13 protein-coding genes and 1 pseudogene are annotated in these 16,558 nt (G+C 62.0%); 10 read left to right on the top strand and 4 right to left on the bottom strand.

Annotated elements, in window-relative coordinates:
• Nucleotides 1-99 precede the first annotated feature (99 nt).
• A complete protein-coding gene (locus tag R2601_RS12790; protein ID WP_007792467.1) occupies nt 100-1,302 on the top strand; it encodes an IS256-like element ISPebe1 family transposase in 1,203 nt (400 codons plus the stop codon).
• Between the two features lie 58 nt (nt 1,303-1,360).
• Here R2601_RS12790 and R2601_RS26505 read toward each other — a convergent pair.
• Nucleotides 1,361-1,519 (bottom strand): annotated as a pseudogene (locus tag R2601_RS26505) (transposase); the annotation flags it as partial.
• Nucleotides 1,520-2,164: 645 nt separating this feature from the next.
• A complete protein-coding gene (locus R2601_RS12795; RefSeq protein ID WP_040545355.1) occupies nt 2,165-3,055 on the bottom strand; it encodes a LysR substrate-binding domain-containing protein in 891 nt (296 codons plus the stop codon).
• A gap of 133 nt (nt 3,056-3,188) precedes the next feature.
• Between R2601_RS12795 and R2601_RS12800 the strand changes: the two genes are divergently transcribed.
• Genes R2601_RS12800 through R2601_RS12835 form a run of 8 tightly spaced genes read left to right on the top strand, consistent with a single transcriptional unit; the run spans nt 3,189 to nt 12,230 of the window.
• Nucleotides 3,189-4,739, top strand: coding sequence for an ABC transporter substrate-binding protein (locus R2601_RS12800; RefSeq protein WP_007799035.1), 1,551 nt, complete (start codon nt 3,189-3,191; stop codon nt 4,737-4,739).
• A gap of 15 nt (nt 4,740-4,754) precedes the next feature.
• Nucleotides 4,755-5,636, top strand: coding sequence for a dihydrodipicolinate synthase family protein (locus tag R2601_RS12805; RefSeq protein WP_007799036.1), 882 nt, complete (start codon nt 4,755-4,757; stop codon nt 5,634-5,636).
• 39 nt (nt 5,637-5,675) lie between these two features.
• Complete coding sequence (locus R2601_RS12810; RefSeq protein WP_007799038.1) at nt 5,676-6,641, top strand: nucleoside hydrolase; 966 nt, start codon at nt 5,676-5,678, stop codon at nt 6,639-6,641.
• Complete coding sequence (locus R2601_RS12815) at nt 6,638-7,609, top strand: nucleoside hydrolase (protein WP_007799040.1); 972 nt, start codon at nt 6,638-6,640, stop codon at nt 7,607-7,609. The genes R2601_RS12810 and R2601_RS12815 overlap by 4 nt, the downstream gene beginning before the upstream one ends.
• Nucleotides 7,606-8,577 (top strand): ABC transporter permease, encoded by a 972-nt coding sequence (locus tag R2601_RS12820; protein WP_007799042.1) that lies wholly within the window; start codon nt 7,606-7,608, stop codon nt 8,575-8,577. The genes R2601_RS12815 and R2601_RS12820 overlap by 4 nt, the downstream gene beginning before the upstream one ends.
• Nucleotide 8,578: 1 nt before the next feature.
• Nucleotides 8,579-9,517, top strand: a complete 939-nt coding sequence (locus R2601_RS12825) for an ABC transporter permease (protein WP_007799044.1) — start codon at nt 8,579-8,581, stop codon at nt 9,515-9,517.
• 2 nt (nt 9,518-9,519) lie between these two features.
• Nucleotides 9,520-11,343, top strand: coding sequence for an ABC transporter ATP-binding protein (locus R2601_RS12830; protein ID WP_007799046.1), 1,824 nt, complete (start codon nt 9,520-9,522; stop codon nt 11,341-11,343).
• The gene (locus R2601_RS12835; RefSeq protein WP_007799048.1) at nt 11,340-12,230 is read left to right on the top strand and encodes a ribokinase; all 891 of its coding nucleotides are present in this window, start codon (nt 11,340-11,342) and stop codon (nt 12,228-12,230) included. The genes R2601_RS12830 and R2601_RS12835 overlap by 4 nt, the downstream gene beginning before the upstream one ends.
• Before the next feature lie 84 nt (nt 12,231-12,314).
• Here the strand turns inward: R2601_RS12835 and R2601_RS12840 are convergent, their stop codons facing one another.
• Entirely contained in the window at nt 12,315-13,265 is a 951-nt protein-coding gene (locus R2601_RS12840; protein WP_007799049.1) for a tyrosine-type recombinase/integrase, read from the bottom strand.
• Between the two features lie 1,192 nt (nt 13,266-14,457).
• On the opposite strand from R2601_RS12840, the gene R2601_RS12845 reads away from it, so the two are divergent.
• Nucleotides 14,458-14,727: a hypothetical protein gene (locus tag R2601_RS12845; RefSeq protein ID WP_007799050.1), complete on the top strand. Its 270-nt coding sequence runs from the start codon at nt 14,458-14,460 to the stop codon at nt 14,725-14,727.
• A 387-nt stretch (nt 14,728-15,114) separates the two neighbouring features.
• Here the strand turns inward: R2601_RS12845 and R2601_RS12850 are convergent, their stop codons facing one another.
• Complete coding sequence (locus R2601_RS12850) at nt 15,115-16,389, bottom strand: hypothetical protein (RefSeq protein WP_007799051.1); 1,275 nt, start codon at nt 16,387-16,389, stop codon at nt 15,115-15,117.
• Nucleotides 16,390-16,558: the final 169 nt, after the last annotated feature.

Below are 16,558 nucleotides of genomic sequence, written 5' to 3' on the forward strand. Positions count from 1 at the left end.
AACGGTGAGGTCCCAGGTCGTGGTGTAGCTTTCGGTGGCCATCGGGTTTCTCGGTAGGGTCGGGTTGCTGACACCAACCTGAACCGAGGGATGCCCCCGATGACCAAACCCATGATGGACCTGCGTGCGCTGGTAGAGAAGAGCGCCGATGCCGACCTGCTTCGCGAGATGATCGGCTTTGCTGCCGAACGGCTGATGGAGTTGGAGGTCGGCGCCAAGACCGGTGCTGACTATGGTGAGAAGACCAGCGAGCGCCTGGCGCAGCGCAACGGGTATCGCGATCGGGACTGGCAGACCCGGGCCGGCAGCGTCGAACTGCGCATCCCGCGCCTGCGCACCGGCTCCTATTTCCCCTCGTTCCTCGAGCCGCGGCGCTCTGTTGAGAAGGCCCTGACGGCCGTGATCCAGGAGGCCTATGTCCACGGCGTCTCAACGCGATCGATGGACGACCTGGTGCAGGCCATGGGTGGCACCGGGGTGTCGAAGAGCCAGGTCAGCCGACTGTGCGAGGAGATCGACGAGCGCGTGGATGCCTTTCTGACACGGCCGATCGAGGGCGAATGGCCCTACCTCTGGATCGATGCCACCTATCTCAAGGTGCGCCAGGGCGGCCGGATCGTATCGGTTGCGGTCACGCTCGCGGTGGGCGTCAACACCGACGGCAGGCGCGAAGTGCTGGGCATGGCGATCGGGGCCTCCGAGGCCGAACCCTTTTGGACCGAGTTCCTGCGTGATCTCGTCCGCCGTGGCCTCAGCGGCGTGAAGCTTGTGATCAGCGATGCGCATGAGGGCATCAAGGCCGCCACCGCCCGGGTCCTGTCCACGACCTGGCAGCGCTGCCGCGTCCACTTCCAGCGCAATGCGCTCGCCCATGCCGGCAAGAACAGCCGCCGGGTGGTCTCGGCATTCATCGCCACGGCCTTTGCCCAGCCCGACCACGCGGCGGCGAAGGCCCAGTGGCGTCTCGTGGCGGACCAGATGCGCGGCAAGCTCCCCAAGCTGGCCACGCTCATGGACACGGCCGAGGAGGACGTCCTGGCCTATATGACCTTCCCGGCCCAGCATCGCACCAAGCTGCACAGCACCAATCCGATCGAGCGGCTGAACGGCGAGATCAAGCGACGCACGGACGTCGTCGGCATCTTTCCGAACGAGGCTTCGATCCGGCGCCTCGTCGGCGCGATCCTCATGGAGCAGACCGAGGAATGGACAGTCCAGCGCGCCAGATACATGACGCTGGAAACGCTCGCGCCCGTCTGCGATGATCTCGGTGTCAGTCTGCCTGCAGCGCAGAGCGACTGACCAGCTCGGCCCGCTCGAAAGCGCGAGGCCCATGAGGAGCTACACCACTTCCCGGGACATCATCCGGCGCATCCCGCCAGCGTAAGCCATTACGGTTTATGAAGATAATCCCGCTCAGCACACGTCTATCATCGACGCGAGGCTTGCCGTGGGACTTCGGGAAATAGGGTTCAAGACGCGCCATCTGCGCGTCGTTCAGCCAGAAGAGATCAGACATGTCACCGCTCGTTTTCCGAACGCTGAATCACGCTGCTCAGGGAAAATCAATGGGGCCTGAGCCTACGTCACCGAAGATGGAAGCGTATCTCCACAAAGGCAGCTTGTCGTTGCGATCTCAGAGTTGAAAGCTTGGGAGTCAACGCTGTAATAACCCGATAGGGATCTTCATCGTCTGATTGCAAAGGCCTTAGGTCTAGCTCGTAAATGCTACCCAAATGATACCCACAGCCAATCGCGCTGCCACTACAGCCCAAGCGAGAGGGCATAACGCCTTGCTTTTGTTGGGTTTTAATGGTGCCCGGGGGCGGAATCGAACCACCGACACGAGGATTTTCAATCCATGCTGCGGTCTGATCGAGTTCTTTGCATCAACGGTGTAGCTACGTAAATGCAAGTTCGCTTCCGGACGGAGTTGGGGGAGCTTTCGCGCACTTTGACTGCCGGTAGCGTGCCAGCTATTGCCCGAAGACAGCGTCGGCTTCGCCAGTGTCAGGCATGTCCGGAGTTGCAGCGCAGACGCATCATTTCCTTCGCGAAAGGGCTGCGCGCAGGTGCCTCGATCTATCTCGCGGCCGACCTGTTTCTATGAATCTGTTGCTCCCTCCAAAGCGTCACGGCGTTCCGGATACGCTTGGAACGGCCGTCAGGCTGGAACATCCGAATTCAGATGAAACATCACCCGATCCACAAGCTCATCGATTATTGCAATGCGATGCGAGCCGCTCGGGCGGATTGCGTAGTAGGAGACCGGTATGTTCGGCGAGAAGGGGATCGTCACCAGCCCAGCATTCGCAGCACGCGTAGAGATTTCGTCCACGATGGCGACACCCATGCCTTCCGCGGCAAAGTGGCAACAGTTCAGCATCGATGTTTCGATTACGCTCGCGGGAGCACTCATCGCTGTCGAAAGCGCGCTGTCGAAGGCGATGCGCACCGGAGAATTGCGGCCGGGGATCAGGATCCGTTCGTCGATCAGGTCATCGGGAGTGCAGACATCCTTGGTTGCGATTGGATGTGACGGCGGCACCGCGACGACAGCAGGCATCTGTCGCAACTTCAGGGCCCGATCACTCATGCGCTGGCGCCGATAGACGAAGCCGATGTCATACTGTGCCTTCTCGACCATCTCCCAGATGTGTCGGCTGTTTTCGACGTCGACGATCAGAGGGACATCCTTGCGGTCCCCGATGACCTCTCGGATCGCGGTCTGCAGATAGGGGCGCACCAGCGACGTCACCGTGCCGATGCGGATGACAATATTCTTGTGCGCGCGAATGTCTTCCGCCGCCTGTGCGATCTGGTCGAGGCCGAGATACAGTCTCTCGACCTCGCGATAGAGCATGAGGGCTTCGGCGGTCGGATCCAAACGGGCCCCACGACGACTGAAGAGTTGCAGGGCAAGGGTCTCTTCTAGATCCCGGACCAGGCGACTCACAGCCGGTTGGGTCACATGCATCAGGTCTGCCGCAGCAGTGATCCCTCCGCTCATCATAACGCAGCGAAACGCCTCAACTTGTCGGTGCTTCAAATGCATCTTAGAGCTCCAGTATAACATTTGGTCATGATGTAAGTATCAGATACAATTTTATCGCAGCTGTGAAGGCCGCTAGCTTGCGTTTTGCCCGATGGGAGAAAGCGGGCACAAAATCGAACGGAGGAGTTCCCTGATGAAACCTGTTGCCTTGGCCGCGCTGCTCGCGGCCAGCACCGCGCTCGCGCCTGCCGCCCTGTCAGCCCAGGAGCTGACGGTCGGTCTTGCCGCATCGACCACGTCGATGGACCCGCAGTTCTACGTCGTTGGTCCGAACAGCGCCATGGCTCGGAACATCTTTGACGGGCTTGTGAACCAGGACGAGAACCAGCAGATCGTGCCCGCTCTCGCGACATCCTGGAAGGTCGTTGATGACACCACATGGGAATTCACGTTGCGGGAAGGTGTCACGTTCCACGACGGGAGCGACTTCACCGCCGAGGATGTGGTGGCGAGTATCAACCGCGTGCCCCAAGCGTCGACCAACAGTCCCAGCTCCTTTATGCCCTACGTCAAGGCGATCACGGATGTGCAAGCCGTCGATCCGTCGACGGTCCGCATCACCACCGACGAGCCAACGCCGCTCCTGCTGAACAACCTCAGCCGGATCGCAATCCTGCCGGCCGAGGCCGCCGAGACTACCACCGAGCAGATGAACTCGGGCGAGGGCGTGATCGGCACCGGGCCGTTCCAGTTCGTCTCCTGGGTGCCCGACAGCGAAGTCGTGGTTGAACGCAACGACGCCTACTGGGCCGAGCCCGCAGCTTGGGAAGACGTGACTTTCAAGGTCTTCAAGAACAACAGCGCCCGCGTTGCTGCGATGCTCTCGGGCGACGTTGATATGATCGAGAGCATTCCCACCGCCGACACGCGTCGGCTTGTGGACGCTGACGATGTCGAAGTCGTCTCGGTTGCGGGCAACCGGGTCATGTATCTGCATATGGACCAGGGGCGTGAGGAATCTCCCTTTGCCACCGACGCCGAGGGCAAGAACCCACTGCGCGATCCGCGCGTGCGCCGTGCCCTGTCGCTGTCGCTGAACCGCGAGGCCATCGTCGATCGCATCATGGATGGGCAAGGGGTCCCCGCGGGTCAGCTCGTCCCTGAAGGCTACTTCGGCTATGACAGCGAGATCGCGCCGGATCCGTATGATCCCGAAGCGGCGAAGGAACTGCTGACCGAAGCGGGCTATCCCGACGGTTTCGAGCTGACCTTCCACGCCTCGAATGACCGCTATCCCAACGACAGCCGAGTTGCACAGGCCATCGGGCAGTTCTTCAGCCGCATCGGCATCGACACCTCGGTCGAGACGCTGCCAGCGAGCGTCTACTTTTCGCGGGCATCGAACCTCGAGTTCAGCTTCATCATGGGCGGTGCCGCGGTCGAGACAGGTGAGGCGTCGGGCGTTCTCGGGCCGTTGCTCGAGACCTATGGCGAGAGCGCCGGTCGCGGCAACCGCGGACGCTACTCCAACCCCGAGTTCGACAGCGCTCTCTCGGAAGCGCGCCAGACGCTTGACGAAGAAACGCGCCGCGAGCTTCTCGAGAATGCGACAGAGATCGCCATGACCGACCTTGGTGTGATCCCGGTCTTCTACCTCGCAAACACCTGGGCACTTGAAGACGGTATCGACTACCCTGGACGCTCGGATGGCTACACGTTGGCCTATGACGTGCGGCCCGAGTGATCCGGAGCCGTTCGGATGTCCTTTGAAGGAGTATTTCCTTACCTGGTCTCGCCGCTCAATCAGAGCGGCGAGGTGCGGGGCGATGTGATCGAAGCTCTGGTCGAACGCCTGATCACGGCAGGCGTCCACGGTCTGGCGCCGCTCGGCAGCACCGGCGAGTTCGCCTATCTCGATGGACGCCAGCGGTTGGCTGTGGCGAAATCTGTTATCAAGGCCTCGAGAGGACGCGTCCCGGTCATTCCCGGCGTGGCTTCGACATCAACCGCGGACGCGGTTTCTCAGACCCGTGCAATGGTGGAGGCCGGGGCGGACGGCATTCTTGCCATTCTCGAGGCTTACTTCCCCATCGATGAGGATGGCGTCGAGGCTTATTTCACCGCGATTGCCGAGGCGGCCGAGGGGCTGCCGGTCGTGCTCTATACCAACCCGAACTTTCAGCGCTCCGATTTGACATTGCCTGTGATCGAGCGACTGAGCCATTTCGAGAACATCCGCTACATCAAGGACGCTTCGTCGAATACAGGTCGTCTCCTGTCGATCATGGAACGGACCAAAGGTCGGCTCGAGGTCTTCGCGGCCTCCGCCCATATTCCGACTTGTGTCATGATGATCGGCGGCAAGGGCTGGATGGCGGGACCGGCGTGCATCGTGCCGGAGCAGAGCATCGCGCTTTACGAAGCCGCGAAAGCTGGCGACTGGGGCCGCGCGATGGAGTTGCAGAGACCGCTTTGGCGGATCAACGAACTCTTCGCCCGCCATTCTCTGGCTGCATGCATCAAGGCCGCGCTGGAGCTGCAGGGCTTCGAGGTCGGTGATCCGGTTGCCCCGCAGAAGCCGCTTGGCGCTGCCGCGCGCGATGAAGTGGCTTCGGCGTTGCGCGACTTAGGGGCTCTGTAGACCCACAGGCTCGGACAACGAGATTCCCAAGGAACCAGTATGACAATATCCACTCCCGTCATCTTCGATTGCGACCCGGGGATTGACGACAGCATCGCCTTGCTCGGTGCATTCGTCGCTCCCGAACTCGACATTCTCGCGATCACGCCGGTTTGCGGCAATCAGCCGCTTGATCGGACCGTGCGCAACGCGCTGCAGATCTGCGAGCTGGGCGGTCGTGCCGACATTCCGGTTCATGCTGGCTGCCATCGCCCTTTGTGCCGCGAGCCGATCCACGGGCAGTTCCACGGCACCACGGGTCTGGGGAGCACCGTGCTGCCCGATCCGAGCAAGACGGTCGAGCCGACCACGGCGGTTGAGGCACTGATTGCGCACCTCGGTCGTGCAGCACGCGGAGAGCGCAGCAAGATCACGATGTGCTGCCTTGGTCCGTTGACTAATCTTGCGCTGGCGTTGCGGATCTGTCCTGAGATCGCCGGCGGCATCGACCGGATCGTGATGATGGGGGGGGCCTTTCGCGAGCCGGGCAACCGGACCCTCACCTCGGAGTTCAACATGCTTGCCGATCCGCATGCCGCGCAGATCGTGTTCGCGGCAGGAGTTCCAATGACGACACTCGGACTCGACGCGACCCATCAGGTCATGCTGCTGCCGGACCATGTCGCGATGTTCGCGCAGAAGAGCGGCCGTATCTCGCAGACCGTGGCGGAACTCATGGCATTCTGGGACCGCAACGACGTCCGCCGTTACGGGTCCCGCGGGGGGCCGCTTCATGATCCGCTCGTGACGGCCTGGATGCTGAGCCCGAACTTTTTCGAGAGTGCGCCCGCCCGCGTGTTCGTCGAAACAGAAAGCCCTCTCTGCCTCGGACAGACCGTGGCGGACTGGTATGGGAAATCGGGCGAGCCCGCGAATGTCGATGTCGTGACGAAGGTGGATGCGCAGGGGGTCATCGACCTCTACCTTGACCTGATGTCCCGCTACGAGGAGCGCGGCGCTGCATGACCGTCACGCGGATCATCATAGACACCGATCCCGGCGTGGACGATGCGGCGGCCATCTGGCTGGCACTGGCCTCGCCCGAGATCGAGCTTCTGGGCGTCACAACTGTGGCCGGGAACGTGCCGCTCGAGGCGACATATGCCAACGCCTGCCGCATCGTGGGTCTCTCCGGACGTGCTGATGTGCCGGTCATGGCCGGGGCGCGGGGCCCACTGCTGCGTGACCAGGTCTTCGGGAAATACGCCGCCATCGGCGCCTTTCCGAAAGCGTTGGTGCCCGACAGCGGCATGACATCTTCGGATGAGAACGCCGTGGCCTTTATCGCCCGAACCGCACGCGGTGCCGCCCGAGAGGGCCGTCCCGTCACGATCTGTGCCATAGGGCCTTTGACCAATGTTGCCATGGCCTTGCGGCTGCACCCCGAGGTGGCCCAGGGCATCGAGCGGATCGTCGTCATGGGCGGTGCATTTCGTGCGCTCGGTCACCGCACGCCATGGGCCGAATTCAACGTCTATGCGGATCCGCACGCGGCGCAGATCGTCTTGGGTTCCGGCGTTCCCATAACGATGTTCCCGCTCGACGTGACTCTTCAGGCATTGTTCACGGCAACGCATATCGAAGAGCTTCGGGAGCAGGGAGGTGCGCCCGGATGCGCTCTGGCCCGCCTGTTGACCGAATTTGACCGCAGCGATCCCGAAAAATACGGTCGCCCTGGAGGACCGCTTCACGATCCCATGACAATTGCCTGGCTCGTCGCGCCCGAGCTTTTCTCGGGGCGGCGTGCAGCCGTGGGGGTCCAGGTGGGCGGGAGCACGAGCGGCCACACCTACGCAGATTTCAATGACAGTCAGGCACGAACCACCGTCATGACGGATGTGAACGAGCCGGGCTATATCGCGCTGGTTGTCGACCGGATCGCGGCGTTGGGCGCCGCGCCGGAGAGAACCGCGCAGGAGGAGACTAAAAAATGAGCGGATACCTGTTCAGCCGACTACTTCAGACCGCCGTGACGCTGTTCGTCATGTCGGTGCTGGTCTTCGGCGGCCTGCACATGGTGGGCAACCCAGTGGACGTGCTGTTGAGCCCCACCGCAACACCTGCGGAACGTCTTGAAGTGATCAAGTCCTTCGGCCTCGACCGGCCCGTGTGGGAGCAATACTGGATCTTCCTCAAGAACGCGCTCACCGGAAATCTCGGCAATTCCTTCGTGTTCAACCAGCCTGCGCTGGACCTGATCCTGCAGCGGATGCCGGCAACTCTGGAGCTGGCTGCTGCTGCCTTGCTCATGGCGCTGGTGCTGGGCATCCCGCTGGGCATTTACGCCGGGCTCAAACCTAACGGTTGGTTCGCCAAGTCGATCATGACGTTCTCGATCCTCGGCTTCTCACTTCCGACCTTCTGGATCGGTCTGGTGATGATCATGGTCTTCGCCGTGCAGCTCGGATGGCTGCCATCATCCGGACGCGGGGACACGGTGGATGTGCTGGGAGTGCCCGTCAGCATCTTTACAATGGATGGGCTCGCCCACCTTGCGCTGCCCGCCTTCAACCTGGCGCTCTTCAAGATCTCCTTGGTGATCCGGATTACCCGTGCAGGTGTGCTCGAGACCATGCAGCTTGATTTCGTCCGTTTTGCCCGGGCCAAGGGGCTGCCCGAAAAGCGCATCGTCACGGTGCATGTGCTCAAGAATACTCTGATCCCGCTCATTACCGTCATCGGTCTCGAACTCGGTTCGCTTATCGCCTTCGCGGTCGTGACCGAGACGATCTTCGCCTGGCCCGGAATGGGCAAGCTGATCATCGACGCCATCGCGGTGCTCGATCGGCCCGTCATCCTCGCTTACCTCATGATTACCGTCGTGATGTTCAGCCTCATCAACCTCGCCGTCGACATCCTCTACTCGGTGGTCGACCCGCGCGTCCGACTGGAGGGCAACTGATATGACCGACCTCTCTAAGACCACTTCGGTTCACACCGGCGGCAAGACCGACAAGAGCAGAAGCCACTCGGTTTCGCCTTTCCGTATCATCATGGGCAAACTGGTCCGCGATCCGCTCGCGCTCACGGGGCTCGTCATCGTCTCGATCCTCGTCCTCGCCGCGGTCTTCGCTCCGGTCATAGCGCCGCAAGATCCGTATGATCTCGCGCAGCTCGACATCATGGACGGCCGGCTGGCGCCGGGCGCTGAGAGCTTCACCGGCATGACCTACCTGCTCGGCACCGATGATCAGGGCCGGGACCTCTTCAGTGCCATCCTTTACGGGTTGCGCACGAGCATCCTCGTCGGTGTCGCGAGTGCGGCCATCGCTCTCCTGATCGGCGCCGCCGTGGGCCTGCTGAGCGCCTACGCCGGAGGGCGGACCGACGCCTTCCTGATGCGCGTGGTGGACATCCAGCTTAGCTTTCCGGCGATCCTTGTGGCGCTGATCCTGCTTGCGGTGCTGGGGCAGGGGGTCGACAAGATCATTCTCGCGCTGGTGGTGACGCAATGGGCATACTATGCCCGCACCATTCGGGGCTCTGCCCTGGTCGAGCGCAAGCGCGCCTACGTCGACGCGGCACGGTCGATGGCGCTGCCGGATCGCCGGATCCTGTTCCGGCACATCCTGCCGAATTGTCTCGCGCCATTGATCGTCGTGGCAACCATGCGCGTGGCCTACGCGATCATGCTCGAGGCGACCCTGAGCTTTCTCGGCATCGGCTTGCCGGTCACTGAGCCGTCGCTCGGACTTCTTGTGTCGAACGGGTTCGAATACATGCTCTCGGGCGACTACTGGATCAGCTTCTTCCCGGGTGTGGCGCTGCTGATCCTCATCGTGGCGATCAACCTCATCGGTGACTCGCTGCGCGACATTCTCAATCCGCGCCGGGAGGGCTGATCATGAATAACCCCATTCTTTCGGTTCAGGACCTTACCACCTCGTTCCGTGTGGACGCCCAATGGCGGGACGTGGTGCGGGGCGTGAACTTCGACATCGGTGAGCGCGAGACGGTGGCCGTCGTGGGTGAATCCGGCTCCGGCAAGAGCGTCACCGCCATGTCGATCATGCGACTGCTCTCGCCGGGGAATTCCCGCAGTGCCGGACGTATCGAGTTCGAGGGGAAGAACCTTCTCGACATGCCGCTCGATGCGATGCAGTCGATCCGCGGCAACCGCATCGGCATGATCTTTCAGGAGCCGATGACGTCGCTTAATCCGGTGCTCAAGATTGGCGAGCAGATCACCGAAGTGCTGCGCCAGCACCGCGGCATGGACGGCGCGCAGGCAGAGGCCGAGGCGGTGCGCTTGCTCGACAGGGTTCGGATACCGTCCGCGAAACAGCGTCTGAACGAATACCCGATGAACTTCTCGGGCGGCATGCGGCAGCGGGTCGTGATTGCGATCGCGCTGGCCTGCTCGCCGAAGCTGCTGATCGCCGACGAGCCGACGACCGCGCTCGACGTGACAATCCAGGCCCAGATCCTCGAATTGATCAAGACGCTGCAGGAAGAGGAGGGCATGTCAGTGCTCTTCATCACGCACGACATGGGGGTCGTTGCCGAGATCTCGGACCGCACCGTGGTGATGTTCCGCGGCGACGTGGTCGAGACTGCGTCCACCGCCGAGATATTCCGCGAGGCGCGTCACCCCTATTCGCGCGCTCTGCTCTCTGCGGTTCCGCAACTCGGCGCGATGACTGGAACCGACAGGCCGCTGCGGTTCCCACGCGTCGACATGTCTTCCGGAGAGATCCAGTCGCCGCCTGCAACGGCGGACACCGTGCGCGCCGACGCGCCGCCTGTGCTCAAGGTCGACAACCTCGTGACGCGGTTTCCCGTTCGCAAGGGGATCCTGCGCAGGGTCGTTGGCCGCATCCATGCGGTGGAGGACCTGTCATTCGAATTGCGGCAAGGCGAGACCTTGTCGCTCGTCGGCGAGTCCGGCTGCGGCAAGTCGACCACGGGGCGCTCTCTCATCCGGCTCGAGGAACCTGCGGGCGGCGCGATTTCGGTCGCCGGTCAGGATGTGCGTGGCGCTGGTCATTCGGATCTCACGAAAATCCGGCGGGATGTGCAGATGATCTTTCAGGATCCGTTCGAAAGCCTCAATCCGCGGATTCGCATCGGCGACGCGATCGCCGAGCCGATGGTCACTCACGGACTGGCCACCCGCCGCGATGCCGAGGCCAAGGTCACCGATCTGCTCGAGCGTGTCGGGTTGTCGGGCGACATGATCTCGCGTTTTCCGCACGAGTTCTCGGGCGGTCAACGTCAGAGGATCTGTATCGCGCGCGCTCTGTCCCTGGAGCCGAAGCTGATCATCGCCGATGAATCCGTGTCGGCTCTGGATGTCTCTGTGAAGGCGCAGGTGATCAACCTCATGCTGGACCTTCAGGAGCAATATGGCCTGGGGTATCTCTTCATCAGTCACGACATGGCGGTCGTTGAGCGCATTAGCCACCGTGTCGCGGTGATGTATCTTGGAGAGATTGTCGAGATCGGTCCGCGTGCGTCGGTTTTCGAAAATCCTCAGCACCCCTACACGCGCAAGCTCATCGCGGCGGTGCCCATTGCCGATCCATCCCGCCGTCAGCGGCGTCTGGCGACTGCTGACGAAATTGGAAGCCCCTATCGAACAGCCGATTTCGTGCCGCCGAAACGCCATTACCGCGAGGTGGGCGATGGCCATTTCGTGATGGTTGATGCTGGCGAGGTGGCTGCATGATTGTCACCTTCGGCTCGATCAACGCTGACCTGATCTTCGATGTCGAGACCCTGCCGACCGCAGGGCAGACCTTGATGGCAAAGAGCCTCCACACCGAGCCAGGTGGGAAGGGGGCCAACCAGGCGCTTGCCGCAGCACTGGGTGGCGCGGAAGTCCACATGGTGGGTGCCGTCGGCAAGGATGGCCTTGCCGACATCGCGCTGCAAGGACTGCGGCGGGCGGTGGATGTCAGCCTCGTGGCGCGTCTCGATGCACCGACGGGCTGTGCCTCCATCCATCGTGACCTGGACGGGGGGAACGAGATCGTCGTGGCGGGCGGAGCGAACCTCGCCGTTTCGTCGGACCTCGTGGACGACGCGCTGCTTGATCGGGCGAGCGTTGTCCTGTTGCAGATGGAGAATGACCCGCGAGAGACCGCGCGACTGATCCGTCGATGCCATGAAAGACAGACCCTCAGCATTTTGAACCTTGCGCCTGCCTATCGGCTCGATGCCGAAGTGCTCTCGCTTTGCGGACTTGTGGTCGTCAACGAGGACGAGGCAGAGGCGATGGCCGGCTGGCTTGGCTGCGGCAAGACTGCCGCGGCCCTCGCGGAGGCCACCGGAACCGGCGTGTTGCGCACGCTCGGGAGCGATGGGGCAGAGCTAGCCTGGCGCGGCGAGCATGTCTCGGTTCCCGCAGTCCCCTGCAAGGTGCAGGATACCACGGCTGCCGGAGATTGCTTCGTCGGCACCTTCGCGGCCGCTCTCGATCGCGGCCTGCCTCTCGCGGATGCCATGCATCGCGCAGCGGTGGCGGCGTCCCTCACCTGCGCTCGCAAAGGAAGCCAGGAAAGCATGCCGACCGCAGCGGACGTCGATGCACATGCGAGCCTCGTCTCTGGGTGAGCGCGGCGCGGTTCTTGCGCCGCGCCGGCTTGAACCTGACCTCGAACGAGCTTCTGGTGCGGTCTGGACTTGGCGATCTTGGGATCATGCGGCGAGGAGATCACTCTCGAGCTTCGCGAACATCGAGACATCCTCCTCAGCGTTCTCGAAGAGGTGCCCGTAGACGTCCATCGTCATCGTGATCGACGCGTGGCCGAGTAGCGTCTGGATCTTCTTCGGGTTCCAGCCCTGCTCGATGAAGAGCGACGCAGCGGCGTGTCGCAGCGCATGGAGGCCGAACTTCGGCTCACCGGCTGCGTCGACGATGCCGTTCGCGACGAGCATCGGCTTGAAGACGCGATTGTAGATGTTCGAATAGTTCTGGATCTTGCCCGCGCCATTCGGGAATACAAGGTTCTGCACTGTCACGGGCACCGTTCTTTGCCATTGCGCTAGTGTGTCGCGCACGAGCGGCGTCATAGGGATGTCACGGTGGCCGGCGCGGCTCTTGGGCTTGCCGAGCACGCAGTGCTCGTCGGCGCGCTGGCGAACATGCACAAGGCCGCGGTCGAGATCGACATTGTCCCAGGTCAGTCCGCGCAATTCCGAGATCCGCATGCCGGTGAAGATCGCGGCGATGAACATGGCGCGGTGCGAAGCCGGCGCGTTCTCGACGATCAACCTGATCTCGTCTTTCGTCGGGATGACGCGCTCGTCGCTTTCGGAGCGGCGCCGGCGGCGCATCTTCACGTCGGTGGCGACGTCGTGCTCGATCCACTCCCGCTCGACGGCTTCGGACAGCACGGCGCGGAGGCTGACCATGACCTTGCGCACGAGTGCTTGCGAGATGCCGTCATCGAGCAGCTCGTGCATGAAGTCCCGCACCTGACCCCGGGAAAGATCGCCGAGCAGAAGATCACCGATCTTCGGTTCAATATGAACGCGCGCGTGGCTGCGGTAAGCCTTCAGCGTCGACCGCTCGAGCTGATTGCGTTCGCAGGTCTTGAGCCAGCTCTCGCAGGCGTCGGTTACGGTTTTCGTCATCGTCTGGGGCATCTTGGCCTCTTCTTCGTTGCTGATGACTACATTATACCCTGCGTGGGCGCGTCCGTCGGGCGTAAACGCCACAACCTGAATTTTTTCCATATCGATTAGGGCGTTGGCGCTGTTGCCTCGCCGCTCTCGGCGCGACTGAGAGCATGCGATCTAGAACAGTTGTTGAACGTAACTTATACAGGAATTTGCCATTCTAGATCTTATACGGAGGCAAGGCTGGCGCATCGCGTCAACGTAGTCGAAACGTCAATGCAAAAACCTTTCACCGGATACCTGCTAGCAACACACGGACGGCGTGGCCTGCACCGCGATCATCCGGCCGTTCGCCAACAGATCGCCAACTTGGAGGCATTTGCCAAGCAATGGAGCCGGCATATAGAGATCGAGACCCACAGAACGGTCTTTATCGCTGACTACGCGCGTTCGGTGCGTGGGCTGAATTCGTTGCCGCGACTTCGTGACTATCTCCAACAAGGCGGACCGATTATCATCGATGATGCCAGCCGGCTATTCCGGGCTTGTCCTGATGCCGCCACTCAGCGCGCATTGTGGGAGGAGTTGTCTCCATATCACTCGGCCATACTCCACCTGCGTTTGATGAAGCCTTTGTCAGAAGTCACAGGCGCGAAAAGGGAACTCTTGGTGCGGGGAGCGCTACGAGCAGATTACTCTCTCGCTCCGCGGCGGCGGTCACAACTTGACCTTGAAGACCGTCGCGACCAAACGGCTTTGGCGACCACAGCGTCATCGAAAGCGAGGCGGCGAGCTTCGCACAAGGCTGGCGAGCAATTGTCGCGCGTGAAGGCATCGATTGAAAGCGATGACGAGACCGCGACGCTCGCGAAAATCGCGGCGCGTGCAAACGATGAGGGCCTACGGACCTCACGCGGGACGCTATGGCGAACTGATAGCGTGTCTCGCGCACTGAAGAGATACGACGGGGGCGAGGAGTAGCGCTAGGGCCATCATAAGCGCGCCAGGTGCGTGCCGCGCGACTATCTAGAGCAAAGGGGGCAGACGAGGCGGAACGCACACCTACGCGCGGTTCTGCGAGTTACAGCGCCCGGCATCGAAAACGCGGGAGCATTGGCTCTTGTGGATCGAGGTAGCATGCCTTGCCCGCCTCTCAGCCTAGACGCGTCGCTTGAAGCATGCGAGCAAGATGGTCTAAGAGCGAGAGGGGCGAGCGCAGATGGAAGAAGACGAGCCGAATGTCGTGATGTCGGGAAAGTGCCAGACCGTCACATTGAGCGGTTATCCCTTCTCCGTCGAGATCTACCGCCTGGAGACGGAGAGCTTGTGGACGCTCGAGGTCGTCGACTGCGACGGGACAAGCCACGTCTGGGACGACCAGTTCCGCTCCGACAAGGACGCACGCACCGCGGCGCTCGAGGCCATTCGGAGCGAAGGACCGATCGCGTTCATGCGCGGCAGCAATGTCATCCCATTCTCGCAGGACTGATCGGGGCAGGGGGCGCAGGTCTGGGGCGGCTGCTCGAGTTACAAGGATTGGGATGTTGGGCGGCGGCCGACGCATTGCTTGCGCCACGGCCGCGGCGACGCCTTGTATGCGCTGCGCGGCGCCCACGAGACCGACGCGCTTGCAACTTTTTGTCTCGGATCCTCAGCGCCCGACGCGGCGCGGCCGTCAACTGGGATCTCAATCTCGACCTTGCAGGCATGGCGCGGACGGGTTTGGCGCATGCCGTGACCAAGCGCCGCTGTCAGTCAGTCCTTATTGACTGGTTATTTCCCCTCCCGTGCTCCCGTCTCCATCACTCTTCAGCATCCTTACCCAGGCTCGTCTTCTACCTGAGGCAAGGACCCGAATACGGGCCGGGCCGCTGCCTCAGTGAGGCTTCTCTTGGAGGGTCACCTCGTTCAGAGCGAGGACGACCTTCTTGTTCAACGACGACCACATGCAGCTGTATCCTCTGCGGCCCAGCCTTCGAGGACCACCTTCTCGACGGGCGCTTGCGCCCGTGATCTTCGCATGGTCCCAATGCCCCCGCTGATAGAGATCCAGCCCCAGCGAGCCGCTCCGCTTCATCACCTCCACCTCCTCTTCCTTCGGCGCGCCCGTCGCGGCTCTTTCCATCGTCGGCAGCTGGAAGCCGAAGAATGCCTTGCGTAGCTTCTTGAACTCGAACGTTCGAAGATCCTCCACCCGCTCAATCTTCAGCCCGCCGAGGATGTTCAGCTCCTCGGAGTTTTTCATCTGGATCTCAATCCGCGAGCGTCGCTGGCTGGGTTCGAGATCGATCGCGGTCTCCCCCTTCCTCTGATCTTGCACCTTGTCCTGCAGCCGGATCATCAGCGTGCGGCTTTTGCCACCGATATACATCGTGGCGCTCAGCGGCACCGCCGAGTGCTGCTTCACATCTCGTGCCCACCAGCGGATCTCATCCATCTTCTTGCTGAGGTCTGGCGGCGTCCCCGGCTTCGGACGGATCAGCTTCTGCGTCTTCTTCTCCGCTTTCGTCATCCCTGGCTTCTGCAGCGTCTCCACGAACCGCGGCCAGTCGTCCTTCTCGCCGAAATCTTCGTGCTTGAGCCACTCACCATCGAGAATGACATGTTTGCGTAGCACGTCTGACATGACGGCACGCCGCGCCCAGAGATCCCTCGGCGTGTCGTCATCTCTCTTCTTCGGGTAGACGTCGACGAAGACCTCGAGCCCCACCACGCGGTGCTTCGGCATGAAGGTGCGCGGGGCCTGTAGCTTAGACCAGAGTGCAAGCAACATCTTGTGGATGCGCTCCTGTGTCGGGTCGTTCATCCTGATGATGAAGTCGGTGCCGGAGTAGTTCTCTTCCCACTTCGGCCCGAAGACGAACACTCCGCCTTTGCCAGCGCACTGCACCGCCGGCTTGATGATCGTGCGTAGCTCGCGCCAACTCGTCCAGCTTACGAGTGAGACCTGCACCGCGATCCAGTCGATCCCGGCTTCAAAGCTATAGTCATTCAAATCGATCACCGGCTCCGCGATGAGCCTGCCACGCGTCACGGGCTGACCGGCCGGCGCGTCCTTGAGAGTGTAGCGCAGAGACAAGTCTCTGAAGCCTGCTTCATCGTCGACGCGCTTTTGGTTGATTTCGATCGGGATCTTGAAGCTGTGCGGCATGGCGTCCAGTGCGTTGTGGAGCCGGTCATCTATGATCCGATCCCGGTCCGCACAAGTATGCGGAAACACGACAAAATCAGCTTATTTGGTCCGGTCCTCAAATCGGCCGCTGAAGCGCGTCTGACCCAGAGGGCGCTTAGGGTAGCTCCCGGGGCGAGGTGCCTAATTG

Source organism: Salipiger bermudensis HTCC2601 (assembly GCF_000153725.1).
GTDB lineage: Bacteria > Pseudomonadota > Alphaproteobacteria > Rhodobacterales > Rhodobacteraceae > Salipiger > Salipiger bermudensis.